This window comes from Pradoshia sp. Z5_111 (assembly GCF_058267535.1).
In genome coordinates this window covers 1-20651 of the sequence record NZ_JBZCPQ010000018.1, presented here as the reverse complement: position 1 = coordinate 20651, position 20651 = coordinate 1, and the positions used below count along the sequence as shown (strand labels likewise).

The following is a 20651-nucleotide window of genomic DNA, read 5'->3' as shown; positions in this document are numbered from 1 at the left end:
GTCATTGCGCTATATTTATATGATTCCATTTTTAATGGCAATTGTTTATTTCCGAAAGAATTTATGGCAATTGTTTGTCATTATGCGAGAAAACTTAAAGGAATGGTTTTTTTGGAGTTTCATTGGTTTTGGTATGTTCTATCTGCCTTTATGTTTTGCGGCAGCGTATTCTCCAGGATGGCTTATAGCGGGAACCTGGCAAATTACTATAGTGGCAGGAACTTTATTGACTCCATTATTTTTTGAATCTACAAAGGGGATTTATTCAAAAAAAGGTATCATACCTAAAAAGCAATTGTTTTTCTCATGCATTATTTTACTGGGGATTCTATTGATACAGATGGAAAATATGAATCGGTTAACAATAAATGATTTCTTATTCGGTTTTATTCCAATCCTGATTGCAGCATTTGCCTATCCATTAGGAAACCGTAAAATGATGGAAATTACAAAAGGTCGGTTGGATGCATATCAACGAGTACTTGGAATGACCTTGGCTAGCTTACCTCTTTGGATTATCGTCTCCATTCTGGCGCTGTCTACAGTTGGACCGCCAAGCCCTATGCAAAACATTCAAACATTAATAGTTGCTATTTCTTCAGGAGTCATTGCCACCGTTCTATTTTTTAAAGCAACTGATCTCGTTAATGGTGATATGAAAAAGATGGCAGCGGTAGAGGCAACTCAATCCATGGAAATTTTGTTTGCTTTAGCAGGTGAAATGTTATTCTTATCTATTTTATTTCCTTCCACCTCGGCTATGATTGGAATATTTATTGTCATATTTGGAATGGTCTTGCATAGTTTAAGTTCTTCTGAGAAAAAAGAGAATACGATTAATGCAAAAGATATGTAAAAAGGTAGAAATATATCAATAGTTATCCACTTGTAATGTTAATTCTGCTGAAATTGACATTTTTTCTTTTTTTAATTCCTAGTAAGACTTTCTTCTGATTAATTTAACAAAAATTTCAGACATTTTTCTTGCCTAGGAGGATAGAAGCATTGTATTATTGGAAAGATAGTTTGATAAACCAACAATTCTTTATAACTTCTAACTTCAATACAGTATATTACCTCCTCGGTTTTTCACATAATGTTTACTTACTCCGCGTCTATACTTTCACTTGAATTTCACAAATTGAATTAGTTAATGAATGACCGAATAGATATACATCTTTTAGATAATGAATTAATTGTTTAAACATTGGAAGGAGTATTGTGAGAAAATGAATTATACAATTTTTAAAGATTATGAAGAGATGTCTACATCTGCGGCTGAAATAATCATACAAGAAATCAGTGAAAAACCGAACCTTTTTATAGGTCTCCCAGCCGAAAATAGTCTTAGGCGAATATTGGAGATATTAGCAAATCAATATTCATTAGGGAAGGTTGATTTTTCAGAGTGCCGCTTTGCAGTTATGTATGAATGGATGGGCAGAAGCACTTATGATGAAGGCAGCTGCAATCAATTCCTTTATAAAGAATTTTTTTCTAAAGTTAATGTCAAAGCTTCACAATTGGTTTTTTTTAACGGGAAATCTGAGATACCTCATAAGGAATGTAAGAGAATTGATAATGATATCATTAAAAATGGGGGATTAGATTTAGTCCTATTAGGAATTGGTGGAGATTGCAAGATTGGGTTTATTAGTGCCAGTAGCTCTTTTTCTTGTTATTCACATGTTCGCCGTATAGGAGATAAGGCCTATTATAATCAGTTTAATTCACAGGACCTGCCTGCAGCTTACTTGGTAGGATATAAGCATATAATGGGAGCCCGGGAAGTTATTGTGTTGGCGAATGGTTTGCATAAAGCACAAATAATCAGGAAAACACTAAAGGACAATTTACACTTACATACTCAAAAGAAATCTTTACACCAAAATACAACTTTCTTATTAGATCAGGAAGCTGGTAGCTTATTAAGGATTTATTAAAAAAGGTATATGGTATGCAATTCAATATTCAATAAAATAAGCTATCTAGCTTTAAACTTTATTTTCTGAATATTCATTATACTGTTTATTGGTTTTTGCAATTAGGGAAAAGGTGAGATAACCGGATTATATAATAGTGATATAAATAGGATTTGTCTTTCATATTTGAATATCAGAAATTGTTCATTAGTTTTAAACTAAAGGTAGATCATAACGTTACTTGTCAAAATATAAAGATTGATTAGTAGTAACCATGAATTTTGAATAATTATGTAAAAAAACAGATTTAAAATCAGTTCGAATGTATCTATAATAATTTTGTATATATTGTTAAAATATGGGTAACAACTGGTACCGGCTTCAAATTAATCTCAAGTGGAGGAGATAAGATGAAGAGAGAAGTGCAAGTTATACCATATCATATTGATCAACAGCTTGATTCGGTCAATGAGGTGCCAAAGGGAATTGAAATGATTGAAGCCCCTGAAATCTGGAATGTTACGATGGGTGAGGGTGTAACCATTGCAGTGTTGGATACTGGTTGTGATGTGAGCCATCCTGATTTGGCTAAGCAAATTATTGGCGGCCGGAATTTTACTGCAGACGATGATAGTGACCCTGATAAATTCCAGGATTATAACGGGCATGGTACACATGTGGCGGGAACAATTGCAGCCACGCAAGATAAAAGTGGGGTAGTTGGGGTAGCTCCAGCTGCCAAGCTGCTTATTCTGAAAGTATTGGATAAGGATGGCTCCGGTGAATATGACTGGATTATTAACGGGATTCTTTATGCGATCGAGCAAAAAGCAGATATTATTTCTATGTCTCTAGGGGGAACAGAAGATGTACCTGAGCTGCATGAAGCAATTAAGAAGGCAGTTATGAATAATATTGCAGTTATTTGTGCCGCAGGCAATGATGGAGATGGTAAAGAAGAGACGGAAGAGCTTTGCTATCCGGCAGTTTACAACGAAGTCATCAGTGTTGGCGCGATTGATCTCGAACACCGGTCATCCCGATTTTCTAATTCCAATAAAGAAATCGATTTGGTAGCACCTGGTGAGAAAATTCTATCCACTTATTTGAACGGAAAATATGCGACTTTAAGTGGAACTTCTATGGCTACGCCTCATGTGGCAGGAGCAATGGCTCTTATTAAGGTTATGACCAATAACAGCTTTGAACGTAACTTAAGTGAGCCTGAAATATACGCACAATTAATTAAGAGAACAATACCGCTTGGGAACTCACCTAAATTAGAGGGAAATGGCTTGCTGTATTTGACAGCCCCTGACTATTTAACAGAGCTGGTTAATAAACTGTCTTTAAATGATGTTATAAATATGTAGAGGGTTGGCAGTGCAAAATAGACTTATGATGCGATTGAGAAGAATTTGAAAATCTTCAATATAACAGTGATAATGAGATTGGCCGCTTAACCATAAAAAGGACTGCCACACTGAATAGCTAGCTCAGTATGGCAGTCCTTTCGTTTATGTAGGGAATGGATATTTAATGATGACGATTGATATGGTTTGTGGTGAAAGTGCGCCAGCCTCTGTGAGTCAATGCACCAATAAAGGAAATGAAGAGAAGAGCGCCAGTCCATATTTCAAATTGTTCAGGAACATAGTTGAAAACGGAAAATGCTAGGTTCTCAACTTTAAGGCTAAAGGATAAAATGAATACAAACAAGCCGATCATCAACAGTTCTTTAAATAAATTAATAAGTGTAATGCTGTTCTGATCCCAGCGAATAAGAAAGAGAGCAATTGCTAAGGCGCCAAATAAATTCCAATCCAATGTCTCCACTCCTTTATTAGTTATTCTTTTAATAGTTGAAAAATGATTGGTGGACAGCAGGATAAAGGGCTTCATCAACGAATGCGATTCATTTAGGGTATATCGTCAAAATGGATAATTTTGTATTCATTATAAAGGTAGACAAACTTCAGTGGCAATATATATTTTAAGGCAGGAATACGGTTTTAGATGTAGAAATGTTAATGAAGAGGGAATTAAGAATGTCAGGGAGTGGCAATATGGATTATAAGAATTTATACTTTACAGATAGTTTTTTTTCATCTGGTCAAAAAGATATTTATACAAAGGATGAACACATTGTTGGTAAATTAGATTTAAAAAGTGCTTTTACTTCCACGATTGATGTATTAGATCTGAAGGGGAATATTTTGATAAGCGGCAAATTCCCGCTTTTCAGCAACAGGTGGATTGTTACAAATCAAGAAGGGGATGAACTTGGTTTTGTACGTGCGAGATTTAGCTTTTTTGCTAAAAAATATGAATACACAGCTCATGATCGGGGTATATTCCGCATCGATTCAGAAACCTTTTCTAAAAGATATGAAATCCTCAGTGAAAAAGGAAAGCAAGTTGGCCGATTTAGAAAAGTCAACTCCATCCTATCAAGTCCTGCCTATGAATTGTCTAAAACTTCCGATGAAATTGAAATAGGTGAAATGATAGCTGTTGTTATGGGTGTAAATGCTATTCAAAAAAGGAGTCATTCAGCTGCGAATAGTACCGTATAGCTGGAAGATTACTCTTTAGTTGATAGAACTAAAAGAGTAAATAGAGGTGACTTAGCCAGACTCATTGAACGCGATAATAATTGAAGTGCATCCAATTAGCAGTTGAATAACAAAGTTGAAGGCACCATGATAGGATTTTAATAAATCTAATTGGACAATCTTCATAAGTATGATCAAGGTAATAATGGGACAGACAAAATAAGCGAGCTGGGAAAATGAAAATGACCAATCGTGAAATAAGGACTCTGTTAATAAGGGCAAAAGGATAAATAAATTCATGGCTGTGACTCCATATAAGGATTTTATCGTTAGCATCCTGAACCTCCGTTAAAAATTTTCATAATCCATATTAGTATATGAATGTATTTACAAAAAAGTAGTGAAATCAAGGTTAACTATTTATAATATAACAATTACTATGAGACTAAAATGAACTCTGTAAGCGAGATTATATGGGTTCATTCTAGTTTTTTTTTATGTTCTTCTAAGTGACCAACGATTCGTTCCAGCATACATAATCCTTCATGACTTTTCTTTTTTAAAGGCTGTTTTCGTAGTGGTGATACGAAAAGGGGGTTGATATAATAAGCTTAAAGAGGGAATAACGATATTTTTTATAGTAGACTGAAAATCCATTAGCATATTTAAGTTATTGCCAACTTAATATTTGAATAACTGCCTCAATTGGTTTCGCTGGCTTAAATTAGGAAAGAGTTTAGGTGTGGAAAACACGTATAGGAACAACTACATATAAGCTCAAAAATGTTAAAACTCCCCAAAATCTTTTATACATTGAATCCCCTATCTAATTAAAATACTGCAAATATTTATATCACATTTATCTTCGTATCTATTGAATTTTTTACTTTATTTTCCTTTAATTTGGATTTTCGTACTCAACCTTTGACTACTAACAACAAACTATATGAAAAGCTATAAAGGGTAAAATCCTTTGTAGCTTTTCTGTCATACGAATTAATAAGATGACCTATTAAATACCTTAGAAAGGGAAGAGTTTAAATTTTACGATTATTGAAGTGTCTGATAAAATTTATGTAGCCAGACGACTATAATAGGAGGGATAGAATGGATACAACCTTGGATAAAGCTGCCATGATCAAAGAATATATCGTGGAAAATCGCCAGTCCTTTAGCGATATGTTATTATCTGAAGCAGTAAATGTCAGGCGGAAAATAGAAGAAATCTTACTGATTGGCAATATTGATTTGATAAATAACGCCCATAAACTGGTTATATACGTTCTTGACCAGGAGAAGAAAGAAGTTATTGATTTTACTAAGCAAGAAGGCATAGCTTGGGCTACTCATTCCCTTACTTTGAATTTTAAATTGGAATGGGTACAGGCAATAAGAAGAACGATGTGGGCATTTATCAATCAATTTGTTCAACAATCAGAAGAATCTTTTAATATGGAAGATTTTTTTATTATGGAGAAACAAATTAATAATCAAATTGATAGTTTCTTGAATACTTTCTTTATCAGCTATTCGAATTATAAAGATATATTAATTGAAAAGCAGACTAAAATGGTTGAAAATTTATCCGTACCGATTATACCGATCACACCGACGATTTGTATCTTACCACTAATCGGTGTATGGGATGATAATAGGTCGAAAATTATAGAAAAGAAAGCGTTACAGGCAGTTGGAGAACACCATATCCAAACCTTAATTATTGATTTATCCGGTATAGCTGAGATGGATCCTGATGTTATTGATCAACTAATGAAGTTAATTGAGGGTACTTCAATGATGGGGTGTGAATCCATTATCACAGGACTTCGCCCCGATATTGTACAGCAAATTATCCATATGGGGATTAATTTTGAAAACAAAGCTACTACCATGGGCAGCCTTCAACAAGCTATCAAAAGATTTCTTTAAAACTTTTAGTAAAAAAAAGCAGGTCCTGAATTTTCAGGAGCTGCTTTTTTTGAAATAGCTGGTTAAATAAATAATAATAAACTGATTGCCATTAACGCCATCCCTGCTATCAAACCATAGATGGCATGGTGTCCTTCATCATACTTTTTAGCTGCAGGTAATAATTCATCCAACGAAATGAATACCATAATCCCCGCAACCGCCGAAAAGATAATTCCAAACAACATATCAGTTAAGAATGGCATTAACAGTAAGTAAGCTACTAGAGCACCGACTGGCTCTGCCAATCCGGAGAGAAATGAAAGTTTAAAGGCTTTTCGTTTATCCCCAGTCGCAAAATAGATAGGCACGGCAACGGCTATCCCCTCGGGTATGTTGTGAATAGCGATGGCTACTGCAATAGCTATTCCTAAGCCAGGATCCTGTATTGCTGATGTAAATGTAGCGATACCTTCCGGGAAATTGTGAATACCAATAGCCAAAGCGGTAAACACACCCATTTTCATAAGCTCATCACTATGAATTTCACTTCGCGGCTTATTCATGTCCTCTACTTTTTTTGGTTCATGAGGATTCCCTTGCTTAGGGATGAAACGGTCAATTAAGGCGATAAGTAAGATACCGCCAAAAAAACCAACCACTGTCATTGTATAGCCCTTTTCGTAACCTAAAGCACTGACAAGAGAATCTTTTGCTTTAACAAAAATTTCAACCATTGAAACATAAATCATGACTCCGGCAGAAAAGCCAAGGGAAACGGATAAAAACATTTTATTGGTACGAGATGTTAACAGAGCAATCAAGCTCCCGATTCCTGTTGCTAAACCAGCCATGAGTGTTAATGCAAAGGCAAATAAAATAGTTTGATCCATTATGAAAACCTCTCTAATCTTATAACTTAAACATAGTGTACCTTTTTGAATCAAGTAAAATCAAAATATAACTCTATAGATTATAATTCTATACTTTAATTAATATGTTCGTCAAAAGTATATTGTTCATAAAAAAATTGAATCTTTAAAATAAATTAGGTATTATAAATTATTACTTCTATTTTGAAAAATATGGAGGATGAAATTTGGATACTTCTAAAATTACATTAGCTAGTTATTCCGACGAATATATAGAAGGTATAAGAGATTATATGCTACCCCCTGAACAATATCTATTTACATCATATCCGCTTGAAGTATTGGAACAAGTATATCAGGATTGTGATAAGTTTCCAGTGTTGATTCTTAATAACGGAAAGGCAGTCGGCTTTTTCTGTTTATACAGTGGCAAAAGGGTGGCTGAAGTGTCGACAAACCATAGAGCACTGTTATTAACCAGTTTTTCAGTTAATTATAAATACCAAAAGAGAGGGTTTGCCAAACAAGCATTATACTCGATCTCCAGCTTTATCAAAAATCATTTTGAGGAAATTGATGAAGTTGTTCTGCTAGTGAATTTGAAAAATATCCCTGCTCAATCCTTATACATAAACTGCGGCTTTAAGGATATGGGGGAGAGGAGAATGGGGAAAAGAGGAGAACAAATGGTTTTGCATTTGAAGATTTAAAGGGGATAAGAAATGGAGGAGTTTAAATGGATTTTGTAGAATTAGAAACTAAGCGTTTACAATTAGTAAGATTAAATACCTCTCATCTAAACCAGTATTTTACGATCATGTCTAAACAAGAAGTAATGGAGTATTATGGGATGGAGCCTTTGACCAAAAAGGAAGATGCTGCTTTAATTTTTGCAACTCTGGATAGAGGGCTGGCACTTGGGCAATCCATAAGGTGGGGTATTACTTTAAAGGAATCTGGTCAGTTAATTGGTACAGTTGGCTTAAATAATCTTAGTTTAAAAAGCAAACGTGCCGAGATTGGGTATGAGATTCATCCGGATTTTTGGCGGTTAGGATATGCAACAGAAGCTATTATATCAGTAGTAAACTATTCCTTTCATCAACTTGATTTATTCCGGATAGGGGCTATTACGTATCCGGCTAATACTTCATCTAATCATTTGTTGCTGAAAATGGGTTTTACATTAGAAGGGACACTTCGAGGATATTTATATCAGAGAAATCAATCACATGATGCCTATGTATTTTCAATTACGAAACCGGAATGGAAACACTGATAAATACTCCGCTGTATTATTTTTCGGCGGTCGGACGTATACAGACAATAATAAAGCAAATAACGGAACTTATTGAAAAAGTCCCGTTATACTTCTAAGTTAATATCCTTATAACCCAAACATGATTTGTGTTATTTTTCGTTTCCTTTTTCGCCTGGACTTTATGGTTTCAAGTGCAATCGGCTTAGAAATAGCGGGAGGTTTTTTTGTTCCGCTTAATTGGGTCTCAAGATGATCGATTCTAGTTGTCAGTTCATTAACGATAGCCAACAAATCCTCAAGTTCATTTCGATGCTGCAATAGCTGGATGGATGCAACACCATCAGCTTTTTTATATAGTTTTAATTCGAGCTCATTAACTTTTAATTTCAGTTTCTCTACCTCTTCGTTATTTGGATGAGGGAGCATTTGAACGGATTGAAATTGATCTTGATTATGATAGTGCTCCAATTGGCTGAATTCTTCCTTTGTAAAGATAAAGTGCCCTTTGGAATTTCTGGCTGGTTCAATAGATAGGTGTTTAACCCAACGTTTAACTGTACTTGATGAAACGCCTAATATTTTAGCTACTTCGTTTGTATTCATTTTGACACCACCTTTAGTTTTTACTTCTTGCGTCGAAAACTCCACCATTTCTTTTCTGCTGTAACCGTATCCTTTTCTTTTAAAGTCTGTTTATCCTGCTTCTTTTTTTCTGGTTTGACTTTTCCTTTTTCCTTTGTTTTATTCTTTTTAACATCTTTGAATTTCACCGTTTTTGGTTTTTCTAATTCTTTTGTAGGTGCCGCATCTCTGAAGCTCATGACCATTTGTTTAAAAGCTTCCTCCCGTTGACGGATGTCATTTCGATATTGGTCTAATTCATTATTCATCGTTTCAAAATATTGCTCACGATCCTGATACATGGCCTCTGTTACACTTTTAATTTCCTGTTGTGTTTCTGTTACGGAAGCAGAGAGATCTGCAAGTAAGTCGCGATAACCGTCTGCGGCCGCTTCGGATATCCGTTTGGAAAACGATTCAAAGGCTCCCTCTGAAGACCTCGCAATGGTGGTCGTTAGCGCTCCGAATGTCTCGGATGTACGCTCTGATGCTTTTGAAACAGTTAAAGAAAGCTTTCGTAACTCCCCATTTGTTTTTATATTGGATCGTTGAATTGTTTTCGATAGGCCTTTAATCGTATCAATTGAACCTTGTGAAATTTCTTTTTTTACCTCTTCAATCATAAGGTTCCGATTATTTCGTAACTCTGCAGACATTTCTTTCATTAAATTATTCTTATAATCATCCATGGCTACCAAGAAATCCTCCATCCTTGGTTCAGCTGGTTTCTCTACAACAGCCAATGAGGTTCCGGAATCTTCAGAAGCGGGTTCTGAAACGGGCTGTTTTTCTTGAGTTAAATGTTTTTGCAGCATGTCTTTAATAATTTCCTTACTGAGATTTTTATCACGCATTTCTTTTATTCTTTTTAAAATTGCGATTTCAACTTCTGTATAAAAACGGGCTCCCTGTTTAGAACGCGGAATAATTAATACACCATTTAAGTCTTTTTCCCATTGGCGGATTGTTCCTGCAGGTACATTTATTCTCCGTGAAACTTCTTTAATGGAATATGCTCGTAAAATTTGATTATCTTTCATAGTTAACAATCCTTTCCCTTTGTCATTTGGGTTTATTGTATCTCTCTAATACATGTATTCTTCACAGGCAATATACTTTTCCTGCTGCATGACAAAAGCTATCAAAACAAGTTGTATTTCTTCAGAGTCCTTGTTTTTATGTTCATTTCGGGAGGTTTACCTATCTAAAAACAGAGAATGCTGGGAAGGATTCATAATAGGGACGAGGCATGGCAATTAAATGCACGATAAAGGGGGAAACAGGAAAGCTTGGGGTATTTTGCGGTAGAAAAAGTGAAGGTTGTAGCTTAACAGTTAAAGAGGTATAGGGCCGAAAGGAAAGCAAATAAAAAACCCTCAGCAGGTAACTGAGGGTCATACATTAAGAATGTTCTTTTAAAAAGTTATAAACAGAATATCCTAGCATTGCCATTCCGATAAAGAAGACAAATCCACCTAACAAAACTCCGTTGGAAATACTCTCCAAAACGGTTGTGTTGGAGTATACCTCAACACCATTTGGCTGTATGCTTCCGGAAACTTTAAAATGTCCTATAGCGGCAAAAATAATGGAAAGTATAAATAGTCCGTATGTTTTTAATTTCATTTGAACCCCACCCTTTGTAGGAATAGTAAAACAATTTAAATTGTTACAATTATCGTAACAGATTGTGTATATTTTGTGAACAAATAATGCTTAATATTTTTTTTGTTAAGAGATCCTTAATTACACATGGCTGATTTTCAGGAATTCATTGTTTGCATGAAATTTACGGAAGTAAAAAGGTGGAAAATAAATTATTCAGATTTTGTTATTAGCAATCGGTGCAGTGATGTAGTTAGTTTGCGAAAGTACAACCCAAATAGAGAAAGGGAGGTAAAGTAGATGATCATGTACAGTTGGCGTTGCTAATTTAAAGGGATACTTCCTTTGAAAAGGTGTTCAATTTAAAAAAATGATGATGTTCATGAGAAAAGGCCAGAAGGCATTTGGCCTCTGACCTGTATTTTTCCAAGTGCTTTTAAGGATGATTTACTGTCTTTCCAATTTGATAGTAGTAGTAGTTCCCATAGCTGATGCTTCATAGGAAATCACACCATCTTTATAAGTGAAATCTTTAGTGTCAGCACCAGATGCTAATAAGGCACTGTCAGTTTTTTCTTTATCATTTTTAGATGTCCATTCATATTCATCAGTGGATTCAGTTGGCGCTTTATATGTGCCAGACCAGTACAATGATTTGGTTTCCCCTTTATCACTGATCCAGTTGATTTCAATTGTGCTATCTGTAATTGTAGCTTCCTGCCATGCTTCATCAGAATTGCTATTAATTTGAACCCAAGTACCTGAAAGATCTAGTGGTTTAGCAGGTGTACTTTCCTCCTGTTTATTACTAGATGAACCGCCACATGCAACTAATCCCATGCACATTACAAGTGTAAGTATTATAAACAATAATTTCTTCATGCCTTTTTTCCTTTCTTACGTAAGATACCTATTTTTGTAATTACATTTTAATGAACATCAGGGAAGAAAGAAATAGTTTTATGCATTTTGGTAATAAGTTACATTTTATTGATGACTACGTCAAGGTAAAGAAATTCGAATACTTACGGATTAGGCCAAAGCAACTTCCTAATGTCCATATTGCCAGAATGAATGGATAGATTGTGATTATAAGAAGTTAATTGCAAACTTTATTTTTGTATAATAAGCCATATTAAATGCATCCTTAAATGAGGCTCTATTGTTGATAAGCGGTAATTAAACGTACTATAGAAAGAGGAATTACACAGTTTTTGTTGAAATATAAAGAAGTGGTCAGGTGATATATATTATTGTTTTTTGGAGTAATGTCTGCAATGGAAGCTACATGAGTTTTTCCTTGGAAAAATCTAAATATCTATTGGAGATTGTTCATCAGCATTGTCCGCTATAGAATAAGATTTATTAAAATATCCATACTCGTAAGAGGGTTATTAATTTACATAATATAATTATGGTTTTGTATAGATGTAAAAGGTGACAGTTTTAAAATCCCAATAAGTCTTCTTTGAGAGTTAAGAGAATGGAGGTAACAGTATATGAGAAACTATATTATGGGTATGTTAATATTCGTTATACTTCTAATGACAGGTTGTTCAAATAATGCCGATAAAGAAACCATTGCGAATGAATTTCCTCCATCTATGAAGGGACTAGTATTGGTTAATGGAATTGAGTATCAGATGGAAAAAGGGAATTATAATTGGGAAAGGATTATCGGGAGTGAGAAGGAAATGGTGCAAACAGATTATGCCTCTCCTTACCAAATAGCAGACAACATGGAACCAATTAAGGTTAAATCTATTCAAAAAGCCACTATCGAAATTGAAGACAACCCGAATATTAAAATTTATTTATGGAATGAAAAGGGAAGAGGACAAGAAATTGAACATAAAAATAATCAGTTTTATATTCCTGCAAGTAAAGGCCGTTATATATATGAAGTATTAGCTGAATGGAATGATGGTACGATTTCTTATACCTTTGTGTTAGATATTGAGTAGCATTAATAAGATTAATTAAAGGGTTTCTTTACTGAGTGAATCGCTCCCTGATATTAAATTTAAAATCTCTATTCCTTCATTATCTTAACCGTAAAATGTATAATATATGAGGTATAATAGTAAAGTTGCTTCATTTATACATAGAATCTTGGAGAAACCAAGGGATTGTAACAAAAAGTATTGAAGTAAAAGCTTATTCGTATTACTATTTTTAAGTAGATATAGTGGAAAGAGAGTGTTCATAATGGGACGTAAATGGAATAACATTAAAGAGAAAAAGGCTTCTAAGGATGCTAATACCAGTCGTATTTATGCCAAATTTGGACGTGAAATATACGTAGCTGCAAAACAGGGTGAACCAAGCCCCGAATCTAACCAAGCATTAAAAATGGTACTTGAACGTGCAAAAACATACAGTGTACCAAAAGCAATTATTGATCGTGCGATTGAGAAAGCTAAAGGCGGAGCAGAAGAAAACTATGATGAGCTTCGTTATGAAGGTTTTGGGCCAAATGGTTCCATGGTGATTGTGGATGCATTAACGAATAATGTTAATCGTACAGCTTCAGAAGTCCGTGCAGCGTTTGGTAAGAATGGCGGGAATATGGGTGTCAGCGGATCTGTTGCCTATATGTTTGATGCTACAGCAGTTTTTGGTATTGAAGGGAAAACATCTGATGAAGTGCTTGAATTGCTAATGGAAGCAGACATAGATGTTCGTGATATCCTGGAAGAAGATGAGGCGGTTATCATCTATGCAGAACCGCATCAATTCCATGCTGTTCAAGAAGCATTGAAAAATGTTGGAATTACAGAATTCACTGTGGCAGAGCTTACCATGCTTGCTCAAAATGATGTAACATTGGATCCAGATGCACAGGCGCAATTTGAAAAAATGATTGATGCAATTGAAGATTTAGAGGATGTTCAGCAAGTTTATCATAATGTTGATCTTGGTGAATAATTTTTATTTAATGTCTCTCCGAGGTATTCCTTTGGAGAGACTTTTTGTTTAAAGAATGGGGTACAAGGTAATAGAATGTTAAAACATTTATTACTGGAGGTTTATCATATGCCCTACAAATCTGTTAGTGAACTCCCTGATTCCGTAAAGGACTCGTTGCCGCATCATGCTCAGGAAATATTTAAAGAAGCCTTTAATTCGGCAAGAGAAGAATACGATGAAGAAGAAACAGCTTTTAAAGTAGCCTGGAGTGCAGTGAAAAATAAATACAAGAAAAACGATGATGGAGAATGGGTAGAAAAAGAATAGGTTCATTTAACTGGAATACTCCTTTGATTATGGAGTATTCTTTGTCTTTTCATAAAGAATTTTTAAATCACAAAATTTAGGGTGATTTAATAAATGAAGATTATCTGATAAGAGAATTTCCTTTAGGGCATCTTCCTTTGAAATGGGGTAGCCGATGCTTTCTTGTTCAACCCATTGCCTTTGTTCAATAATTAGGTAACTGCCGTCTTCCAGGCATGATATCCCTTTATGATAGGATAAGCCATTATTTTGTTGCTCCCAGAAATCCAGCTCAGTTTCTCCGGGAATGGATGCAAATAGTATATGTAATGGGTCATTTCCAAATACTTTAGCCATCTGACAATCTCCTTGCATAACCGATTTAAGAATATGATGTCCGAATGATATTCGGCTATACGGCTAATTTCTAATTGTATAAATTTAGATAAATCCTCAAATAATGAGATCATAATTCTTGAGAAAAAATAAAAAATCGGCAAGCCAGATGTGCTCACCGATTAAATATATTATAGGCTTCTTGCGCCTAAGTATTTTGGTTTCCAATAGGATGATGTCATATCAGCCTGTACAACACCGCTGGAGCCAGCGTGGATGAATTTATTGTTTCCAACATAGATTCCCATGTGAGAAGCACCGGAAGTATATGTTTCAAAGAATACAAAGTCACCTACAGAAGGTGTGCTTACTTTCTTCATAGTAGAGAAGTAAGTTGCTGTGTTAGTACGTGTAAAGCTTGGGCGTTCTTGTTTAACGATATAGTAAATGAACCCGCTGCAATCGAATCCTGATGGTGTTGTTCCACCCCATTTATAAGGAGTGCCAATTAAGCTTTTTGCCGTAGCAACCATGCGCTCAGCTTCTGATTTTGTAACCGTACTGCCTGAAGTCGTACCAGTTGAAGTAGTTGATTTGCTTACAACCAATACTTGTCCAACATAAATGGTGTCGCTTTTTAAATTATTCCAAGATTTTAAGTTTGCAACAGTTGTATTATAGGTATTTGCAATTTTCCATAAAGAATCACCGGATTTTACCGTATATTTCTTTGTAGAAGTGCTTGCAGTCGTTTTTTCACCTATATTAAGTGTTTGACCTATGTAAATAGTATCAGACGTTAGGTTGTTTTCTTTTTTAATTGCAGACACAGTAGTATTATATTTAACTGCTAATTTCCATAGTGAATCACCTTTGGCAACTGTAACGGTAGCAGCAGAAGCAGCACCAGCAAAGATAGAAGACGCCAGGACAGCGGTAGCAGTAATAGATAAAACTTTTTTCTTCATGTAGACCCCCACTAAACTTAGTAAAATTTTAAAGTACTAGCCTAGTGTAGTAGATTCGACAAAAAATTACTAGGTATGTTTCCTAAATGTAATAAAACAGAAAGTTTATTGTAATAAAAGTGAGTTTTCTGTGTTTTGGATAAGTTTACTTAATTGTAAAATTTTTATATTCATTACCGGCCTGGGTGTTAACCTCCACATGGTTTATTTGACTATATTTTGGACCAATTCTAATTTTACCAAGAAAATGATCCAATGCTTCTTCTGTCCCCTGTGCAACAATTTCTACATCACCATTTGCTAAATTACGCACCCACCCGTGTATATCATAATTTTTTGCTGTAAGCAGAGTAAAATAGCGGAATCCTACACCTTGAACGACCCCAGAGACGATAATATGATATTGCTTCATTATTTATCCTCCTAATCTGAAACATAGATAGAATCCAAGTATCTATATATTTAGAATTTTGATGTATGTACAAGACTAGCTACCTCAACACTAGAATAGTGTTTTTAAATGTATATTCCTATATTTTAATGGTACTTATTTTTTAGTTAACTATCAACAATAGGATGAATCACAATCTGTAGCTTTCGTGAAAACTCTTATATGGTAGAATATAGTAAATATAATGAGCAGAGAGCAGGAGAGTGACATGTTGAAATACATATATTTAGTTAGACATTGTGAGGCTGCCGGTCAGGGTTCGGAGTGTAAATTAACTGAAGAAGGAAAAAGACAGGCAAGTGAGCTGGCAGATTTTTTTAACTCTATTTCAATAGAGCGCATAGTTTGCAGTCCATATCAAAGGGCGATTGAGTCTTGTAAAGCGATTGCTGAAGAAAAGAATGTACAGCTCGAGTATGATGAACGTTTAAAGGAACGAATCTTATCTGAACATGATTTACCTGATTGGAAAAAAAGATTATACGAATCGTTTTTGGAACGGGATGTTAAATTAACCGGAGGAGAATCAAGCAATGAGGCTGCTAAAAGAGGCTTTTCTGTAATAAAGGAGACATTGGAGAGCGAGTATACCAATACATTAATTGTAACACATGGTAATTTACTGACTTTAATTTTAAATCATCTGGATGAATCCTTTGGTTACGATACATGGTTGGGACTGACTAATCCGGATGTGTATTGTTTGATGATAGATGGGAATCAAATCGATATCAAAAGGGTGTGGAAGTAAGTCACTGATAAAATTCCCGATTTTGATTAAAGGATGAATAGGAGAGATTAAATACTAAATTTCATATCTTAACATACATAGCAATAATGGTATTTTCCATAACTCGTTTAAATTTGTCGGAGGTTTATAAAATGAAAAAAAGAATCATTTTAACAGGTGGGGGCTCAACTGGGCATGTTGCTGTCAATTTAGCGCTCATTCCCTATTTGCTTGAAAGGGATTGGGAGATATTCTATATAGGGTCTAAGGATGGAATTGAAGTCTCTTTGATAAAGGAGTTTGATCGTGTCACTTATTTTCCTATATCCACAGGTAAACTTCGCCGATATATGGATATAAAAAATGTAAAAGACCCTTTTAATATTTTGAAAGGCTTTATGCAATCTAGAAAGCTTATTAAGCAGGTACAGCCGTCCATTATCTTTTCAAAAGGTGGTTTTGTTTCCGTTCCTGTCATTCTTGCAGCAGCAAGCAGGAACATACCGATTATTTCACATGAGTCAGATATTACACCAGGATTGGCCAATAAGCTATCGCTGCCCTTTGTTCAAAAAATTTGTTATACCTTTCCTGAGGCTAAAAATCATATTCCCGCAGAAAAGTCTTTTTTCTTAGGGCCGATTGTAAGAGATGAACTGCGTCAGGGTGACCCATCGAATGGAATGAAAATGTGCCAATTTACTGCAAGAAAACCAGGATTATTAATCATGGGAGGCAGTCAGGGTTCTGAAGCATTGAATAAGGCTGTGCGTATGGACTTGGACAGATTGCTCAAAACCTTTAATGTCATTCATTTATGTGGAAAAGGAAAAGTAGATTCCACCATACATCGTAATGGATATGCTCAGTTTGAATACATGAACCAAGGCTTGGCAGATATATTGGCTATGACAGCTATTGCTGTTTCAAGGGCCGGATCAAATTCTATTTTTGAATTTTTAAGTTTAAAGATTCCAATGGTCTTAATCCCATTATCAAAGCAAGCCAGCAGAGGCGATCAAATCATGAATGCCGAATCATTTGAAAAGCAGGGATTTGCCTATGTTATTGAAGAGGATGAGCTTTCGTTTAACATGCTAGCTGATAAGGTGGAAGCTATATTTAGAAACAAACAGATGATTATCGATAAAATGAAACATTTTGAGGAAGAAGATGGTCTGGAACGCTTGTACGAATTGATTGATACCTATAAAATTTAATGTTCAAATAGTAAGTAATATTCTATATACGAAAAAAATCATAAAAACAGAAAACTAAACAGGATTTGTAGCAAAAAAGTAGGAGTGTCGCAGCAATGAATCTTAAATGTTATACCCAATATGATGGACTTGGGTTAGCGAAGCTTGTAAAAGAAAAACAAGTATCCGCAATAGAATTAATAGAGGACGCATTTGAACAAATAAATGAACTAAATCCTAAAACAAATGCAGTTATTCGAACTAGATTCGAAAAGGCAATGATGGAAGCTGGAAGGTCTGAATCTATTCGCGGACCTTTTGCGGGAGTACCTATATTATTAAAAGACTTATCTCAATCCATTAAAGGAGAACCAATTACAGCCGGTTCAAAATTACTTTTAAATCGGATTGCTAAACGGGATTCTAATTTTGTGAAAAAAATTCGTGAGGCAGGATTTGTCATTATTGGACAGACGAGTTCTCCGGAGTTTGGTTTGAAAAATATTACTGAGCCAGCTGTATATGGACCGACACGTAATCCATGGAACCTGCAGCATTCATCGGGTGGATCAAGCGGCGGAGCTTCAGCCAGTATAGCTTCAGGTATGGTTCCTATCAGCGGTGCCAGTGATGGCGGAGGCTCTATTCGAATACCGGCATCATTCACTGGTTTAGTAGGCTTAAAGCCAACAAGGGGGAGGACACCGGTAGGTCCAGGTGTGGGCCGCCAATGGCATGGAGCTGCGGTTGATTTTGCCTTAACCAAAACGGTTCGTGATAGTGCAGCTATGCTGGATGCCTTGCAAATCATTCAGCCGGATACTGCCTTTCAGGTACCTTTATATAATGGGAGCTATTTGAACGAGCTTTCGAATCCATTGAAAGAAACATTTAAAATTGCTTTTTCCACAAAATCTCCGGTGGGAACACCCGTTAGTGAAGAAGCTGTAGAAGCAGTACATAAGACAGTCCGATGGCTGGAACAGGCAGGATTCACCATAGAAGAATGTGATAATGGGGTAGATGGAATCCGCCTAATGGAAAATTACTATATTATGAATAGCGGAGAAATGGCAGCAGATATACTGTCGATTGAGGAAGCTATGGGACGGCCGATTACCGTTAATGATATAGAAATCGTCACATGGGTACTCAGAACTGCCGGGCAGAATGTTTCAGCTGTTCAGTTTACACGCAGTTTAGCTGAATGGGATACGGCGGCTGCAGAAATGGCCAGGTTCAATGAGGATTATGATTTATATTTGACGCCGGCAACAGCTTTTCCAGCGCCAAAGGTGGGCGAATTGACGCATACGGCTGAACAGTGTATAGACCTATTAAAGGTGAATGAACTAAAACCTTCTGAACAGTTAGCAATGGTCTATGAAATGTTTAAACCAAGTTTAACGTATACACCTTTTACACAGTTGGCAAACATCATTGGACAGCCTGCGATTAGCTTGCCTGTTCATATGACATATTCAGGCTTACCTATTGGAGTGCAATTGATGGCTCCAAAGGGAAGGGAAGATTGGCTTTTAAAAATAGGCGCGTTCATCGAGCAATCAGATATATGGGTTGGACAGAAAAGTAATCCATATATTGGATGGTGATAAAAGTAATAGCCCGACTTGATGATGCGTGTAATTCAGTGGGTCAATTATAACAGTCATTTCGCTTGTTTATATTTATGAGATTCTTATATATCGAAAATTTCTTCCGTTTACATTTTCAACATGATATATTAATAATACGAAAATTTAAAACAATCATAAGTGCTCACTTTTGTGAGGTAAAAGGGAATCCAGTGTAAATCTGGAACAGCCCCCGCTACTGTAAGAGCTGATGAAATCACGTGACCACCTTTAAATAAGGGAAGGTGTGAGAGTAAAGTGAAGCTCAGAGTCAGGAAACCTGCTTATGAATGTGTATTGCTTACTTTTCGGTGGGAAAAGGGATGGCGAACGTAGAGATGATTTTGTCTTTACGCTGATTTTGACAGCGTTCTTTTGTCTGTGCATGAATCAAGCCTGTTTTCCTTAACCGGGAAGACAGGCTTTTTTATGTTTAATATTTCAGCGTAAAATCGCTAAATATAAATAAATTTTACTAAAGGGAGAATAGTGAGATGAAAAAAATTGCAAGCTTAACATTTTTGGTGTTCTTGTCCGTTTTTGCATTGTTTGCATGCGGAAATGATGAGACAGTAAACAACCAGAAAAAAGAAACAAACCAGGAAACTAGCGAGTATCCGAAAACATTAACAGATGGTCGTGGGGAAGAGATAACAATAAAAGAAAAACCTTCAAGAATTGTTTCAACCACGTTAGCTATTGATGAATATTTACTGCCATTGGTTGAAGAGGACCGAATTGCAGCGGTTACGAAAATGTCGACAGACTCAGGGATTTCAAATGTAGCAGATTTAACAGATGGCATTGATACAAAAATTAAATCAGTTACATCTGAATTGGTGCTGTCACTTCAGCCTGATTTAGTGCTGATTCCTTCCTATGTAGATCCTGAGGTTCTTAAACAAATTGATGCTGCAGACATCACCACCTACCAACTTAAAGATGATTCCTCTATATCAGGTGTATTGGAGGGTCTAATGGAGGTTGGTACCATTGTTGGCGAAGAAGATAAAGCAGAAGAAATCATAGCTGATGTCAAAAAGAGGATGTCAGATTTACAAACGAAAGCAAAAGCACAAACAGATAAAAAACGAGTGGTTTACTGGACACAGCAAAATTCTTCAGTTACTGAGAATACTACAATAGGAGAAATCATCACCTTAGCAGGCGGGATAAATGCCATTACAGAAGCGGGCATTACCGGTGAAGAGTATCCTGATTATCCGAATCTTTCAAAGGAAAAATTAGTTGAGTTAAATCCAGATGTGATTATTACAAGTGATTGGCAGTATGATGGCTCAAAAGCAACATTCGTCGAGGAATGGAAAAAGGATCCGGCTCTTAAAAATGTGAAGGCCTTTAAGAATAATGAA

At 35.6% G+C, this 20651-nt stretch carries 24 protein-coding genes and 1 riboswitch; of the genes, 14 read left to right on the top strand and 10 right to left on the bottom strand.

Going from position 1 to position 20651, the window contains the following annotated elements:
• From AC4D4A_RS19025 to AC4D4A_RS19015, 3 genes are all read left to right on the top strand, one after another.
• Window positions 1–856: DMT family transporter (locus AC4D4A_RS19025; RefSeq protein WP_490997275.1), on the top strand; the 856-nt coding region annotated here is incomplete at its 5' end.
• 373 nt (window positions 857–1229) lie between these two features.
• A complete protein-coding gene (locus AC4D4A_RS19020; RefSeq protein WP_490997274.1) occupies window positions 1230–1943 on the top strand; it encodes a 6-phosphogluconolactonase in 714 nt (237 codons plus the stop codon).
• A 389-nt stretch (window positions 1944–2332) separates the two neighbouring features.
• Window positions 2333–3295 carry a S8 family peptidase gene (locus AC4D4A_RS19015; protein ID WP_490997273.1) on the top strand — a complete coding sequence of 321 codons (963 nt, stop codon included), beginning with the start codon at window positions 2333–2335 and terminating at the stop codon, window positions 3293–3295.
• 163 nt (window positions 3296–3458) lie between these two features.
• On the opposite strand, the gene AC4D4A_RS19010 is transcribed toward AC4D4A_RS19015, so the two are convergent.
• Complete coding sequence (locus tag AC4D4A_RS19010) at window positions 3459–3749, bottom strand: hypothetical protein (protein ID WP_490997272.1); 291 nt, start codon at window positions 3747–3749, stop codon at window positions 3459–3461.
• A gap of 239 nt (window positions 3750–3988) precedes the next feature.
• On the opposite strand from AC4D4A_RS19010, the gene AC4D4A_RS19005 reads away from it, so the two are divergent.
• Window positions 3989–4498 (top strand): LURP-one-related family protein, encoded by a 510-nt coding sequence (locus AC4D4A_RS19005; RefSeq protein WP_490997271.1) that lies wholly within the window; start codon window positions 3989–3991, stop codon window positions 4496–4498.
• Between the two features lie 51 nt (window positions 4499–4549).
• Here the strand turns inward: AC4D4A_RS19005 and AC4D4A_RS19000 are convergent, their stop codons facing one another.
• Window positions 4550–4813 (bottom strand): hypothetical protein, encoded by a 264-nt coding sequence (locus AC4D4A_RS19000; protein ID WP_490997270.1) that lies wholly within the window; start codon window positions 4811–4813, stop codon window positions 4550–4552.
• Window positions 4814–5584: 771 nt separating this feature from the next.
• On the opposite strand from AC4D4A_RS19000, the gene AC4D4A_RS18995 reads away from it, so the two are divergent.
• Complete coding sequence (locus AC4D4A_RS18995) at window positions 5585–6406, top strand: STAS domain-containing protein (RefSeq protein WP_490997269.1); 822 nt, start codon at window positions 5585–5587, stop codon at window positions 6404–6406.
• A 62-nt stretch (window positions 6407–6468) separates the two neighbouring features.
• Here the strand turns inward: AC4D4A_RS18995 and zupT are convergent, their stop codons facing one another.
• Window positions 6469–7278, bottom strand: coding sequence for a zinc transporter ZupT (gene zupT, locus AC4D4A_RS18990; RefSeq protein WP_490997268.1), 810 nt, complete (start codon window positions 7276–7278; stop codon window positions 6469–6471).
• Between the two features lie 206 nt (window positions 7279–7484).
• On the opposite strand from zupT, the gene AC4D4A_RS18985 reads away from it, so the two are divergent.
• Window positions 7485–7967 carry a GNAT family N-acetyltransferase gene (locus AC4D4A_RS18985; protein WP_490997267.1) on the top strand — a complete coding sequence of 161 codons (483 nt, stop codon included), beginning with the start codon at window positions 7485–7487 and terminating at the stop codon, window positions 7965–7967.
• 26 nt (window positions 7968–7993) lie between these two features.
• Entirely contained in the window at window positions 7994–8536 is a 543-nt protein-coding gene (locus tag AC4D4A_RS18980) for a GNAT family N-acetyltransferase (RefSeq protein ID WP_066099858.1), read from the top strand.
• 108 nt (window positions 8537–8644) lie between these two features.
• Here the strand turns inward: AC4D4A_RS18980 and AC4D4A_RS18975 are convergent, their stop codons facing one another.
• The 4 genes from AC4D4A_RS18975 to AC4D4A_RS18960 form a co-directional block, all read right to left on the bottom strand.
• The gene (locus tag AC4D4A_RS18975; protein ID WP_490997266.1) at window positions 8645–9121 is read right to left on the bottom strand and encodes a MerR family transcriptional regulator; all 477 of its coding nucleotides are present in this window, start codon (window positions 9119–9121) and stop codon (window positions 8645–8647) included.
• A 20-nt stretch (window positions 9122–9141) separates the two neighbouring features.
• Complete coding sequence (locus AC4D4A_RS18970; RefSeq protein ID WP_490997265.1) at window positions 9142–10179, bottom strand: MerR family transcriptional regulator; 1038 nt, start codon at window positions 10177–10179, stop codon at window positions 9142–9144.
• A gap of 361 nt (window positions 10180–10540) precedes the next feature.
• Window positions 10541–10765: a hypothetical protein gene (locus AC4D4A_RS18965; RefSeq protein ID WP_490997264.1), complete on the bottom strand. Its 225-nt coding sequence runs from the start codon at window positions 10763–10765 to the stop codon at window positions 10541–10543.
• Window positions 10766–11191: 426 nt separating this feature from the next.
• Window positions 11192–11626, bottom strand: coding sequence for a hypothetical protein (locus tag AC4D4A_RS18960; RefSeq protein ID WP_490997263.1), 435 nt, complete (start codon window positions 11624–11626; stop codon window positions 11192–11194).
• A 617-nt stretch (window positions 11627–12243) separates the two neighbouring features.
• Here AC4D4A_RS18960 and AC4D4A_RS18955 point away from each other — a divergent pair.
• The 3 genes from AC4D4A_RS18955 to AC4D4A_RS18945 all read left to right on the top strand — a co-directional run bounded on the left by AC4D4A_RS18955 (window position 12244) and on the right by AC4D4A_RS18945 (window position 13981).
• Window positions 12244–12708 carry a hypothetical protein gene (locus AC4D4A_RS18955; RefSeq protein ID WP_148629613.1) on the top strand — a complete coding sequence of 155 codons (465 nt, stop codon included), beginning with the start codon at window positions 12244–12246 and terminating at the stop codon, window positions 12706–12708.
• 244 nt (window positions 12709–12952) lie between these two features.
• Window positions 12953–13672 (top strand): YebC/PmpR family DNA-binding transcriptional regulator, encoded by a 720-nt coding sequence (locus AC4D4A_RS18950; RefSeq protein WP_066099835.1) that lies wholly within the window; start codon window positions 12953–12955, stop codon window positions 13670–13672.
• A 108-nt stretch (window positions 13673–13780) separates the two neighbouring features.
• Window positions 13781–13981, top strand: coding sequence for a ChaB family protein (locus tag AC4D4A_RS18945; RefSeq protein ID WP_066102205.1), 201 nt, complete (start codon window positions 13781–13783; stop codon window positions 13979–13981).
• A 27-nt stretch (window positions 13982–14008) separates the two neighbouring features.
• Here AC4D4A_RS18945 and AC4D4A_RS18940 read toward each other — a convergent pair whose 3' ends face one another.
• From AC4D4A_RS18940 to AC4D4A_RS18930, 3 genes are all read right to left on the bottom strand, one after another.
• Entirely contained in the window at window positions 14009–14317 is a 309-nt protein-coding gene (locus AC4D4A_RS18940; RefSeq protein WP_490997262.1) for a hypothetical protein, read from the bottom strand.
• A 170-nt stretch (window positions 14318–14487) separates the two neighbouring features.
• On the bottom strand, window positions 14488–15264 hold the full coding sequence (locus tag AC4D4A_RS18935; RefSeq protein WP_490997261.1) for a C40 family peptidase: 777 nt from the start codon (window positions 15262–15264) through the stop codon (window positions 14488–14490).
• A gap of 145 nt (window positions 15265–15409) precedes the next feature.
• Complete coding sequence (locus AC4D4A_RS18930; protein ID WP_490997260.1) at window positions 15410–15676, bottom strand: acylphosphatase; 267 nt, start codon at window positions 15674–15676, stop codon at window positions 15410–15412.
• 247 nt (window positions 15677–15923) lie between these two features.
• Here AC4D4A_RS18930 and AC4D4A_RS18925 point away from each other — a divergent pair, with 247 nt between their 5' ends.
• From AC4D4A_RS18925 to AC4D4A_RS18910, 4 genes are all read left to right on the top strand, one after another.
• The gene (locus tag AC4D4A_RS18925; RefSeq protein WP_490997259.1) at window positions 15924–16466 is read left to right on the top strand and encodes a histidine phosphatase family protein; all 543 of its coding nucleotides are present in this window, start codon (window positions 15924–15926) and stop codon (window positions 16464–16466) included.
• A gap of 131 nt (window positions 16467–16597) precedes the next feature.
• The gene (gene murG, locus AC4D4A_RS18920; protein WP_490997258.1) at window positions 16598–17665 is read left to right on the top strand and encodes an undecaprenyldiphospho-muramoylpentapeptide beta-N-acetylglucosaminyltransferase; all 1068 of its coding nucleotides are present in this window, start codon (window positions 16598–16600) and stop codon (window positions 17663–17665) included.
• A 95-nt stretch (window positions 17666–17760) separates the two neighbouring features.
• Window positions 17761–19257, top strand: coding sequence for an amidase (locus tag AC4D4A_RS18915; protein WP_490997257.1), 1497 nt, complete (start codon window positions 17761–17763; stop codon window positions 19255–19257).
• Between the two features lie 143 nt (window positions 19258–19400).
• A riboswitch (cobalamin riboswitch) is annotated at window positions 19401–19580 on the top strand.
• Window positions 19581–19772: 192 nt separating this feature from the next.
• Window positions 19773–20651: ABC transporter substrate-binding protein (locus AC4D4A_RS18910; protein ID WP_490997256.1), on the top strand; the 879-nt coding region annotated here is incomplete at its 3' end.

Coding starts and splice junctions, on each gene's coding strand:
- AC4D4A_RS18925 (WP_490997259.1), top strand. CDS start 15,924: ATGTTGAAATACATATATTTAGTTAGACATTGTGAGGCTGCCGGTCAG.
- AC4D4A_RS18945 (WP_066102205.1), top strand. CDS start 13,781: ATGCCCTACAAATCTGTTAGTGAACTCCCTGATTCCGTAAAGGACTCG.
- AC4D4A_RS19020 (WP_490997274.1), top strand. CDS start 1,230: ATGAATTATACAATTTTTAAAGATTATGAAGAGATGTCTACATCTGCG.
- AC4D4A_RS19000 (WP_490997270.1), bottom strand. CDS start 4,813: ATGCTAACGATAAAATCCTTATATGGAGTCACAGCCATGAATTTATTT.
- AC4D4A_RS18930 (WP_490997260.1), bottom strand. CDS start 15,676: ATGAAGCAATATCATATTATCGTCTCTGGGGTCGTTCAAGGTGTAGGA.
- AC4D4A_RS18970 (WP_490997265.1), bottom strand. CDS start 10,179: ATGAAAGATAATCAAATTTTACGAGCATATTCCATTAAAGAAGTTTCA.
- AC4D4A_RS18965 (WP_490997264.1), bottom strand. CDS start 10,765: ATGAAATTAAAAACATACGGACTATTTATACTTTCCATTATTTTTGCC.
- AC4D4A_RS19005 (WP_490997271.1), top strand. CDS start 3,989: ATGGATTATAAGAATTTATACTTTACAGATAGTTTTTTTTCATCTGGT.
- AC4D4A_RS18935 (WP_490997261.1), bottom strand. CDS start 15,264: ATGAAGAAAAAAGTTTTATCTATTACTGCTACCGCTGTCCTGGCGTCT.
- AC4D4A_RS18975 (WP_490997266.1), bottom strand. CDS start 9,121: ATGAATACAAACGAAGTAGCTAAAATATTAGGCGTTTCATCAAGTACA.
- AC4D4A_RS18940 (WP_490997262.1), bottom strand. CDS start 14,317: ATGGCTAAAGTATTTGGAAATGACCCATTACATATACTATTTGCATCC.
- zupT (WP_490997268.1), bottom strand. CDS start 7,278: ATGGATCAAACTATTTTATTTGCCTTTGCATTAACACTCATGGCTGGT.
- AC4D4A_RS18960 (WP_490997263.1), bottom strand. CDS start 11,626: ATGAAGAAATTATTGTTTATAATACTTACACTTGTAATGTGCATGGGA.
- AC4D4A_RS18980 (WP_066099858.1), top strand. CDS start 7,994: ATGGATTTTGTAGAATTAGAAACTAAGCGTTTACAATTAGTAAGATTA.
- AC4D4A_RS18995 (WP_490997269.1), top strand. CDS start 5,585: ATGGATACAACCTTGGATAAAGCTGCCATGATCAAAGAATATATCGTG.
- murG (WP_490997258.1), top strand. CDS start 16,598: ATGAAAAAAAGAATCATTTTAACAGGTGGGGGCTCAACTGGGCATGTT.
- AC4D4A_RS19015 (WP_490997273.1), top strand. CDS start 2,333: ATGAAGAGAGAAGTGCAAGTTATACCATATCATATTGATCAACAGCTT.
- AC4D4A_RS18950 (WP_066099835.1), top strand. CDS start 12,953: ATGGGACGTAAATGGAATAACATTAAAGAGAAAAAGGCTTCTAAGGAT.
- AC4D4A_RS18955 (WP_148629613.1), top strand. CDS start 12,244: ATGAGAAACTATATTATGGGTATGTTAATATTCGTTATACTTCTAATG.
- AC4D4A_RS18915 (WP_490997257.1), top strand. CDS start 17,761: ATGAATCTTAAATGTTATACCCAATATGATGGACTTGGGTTAGCGAAG.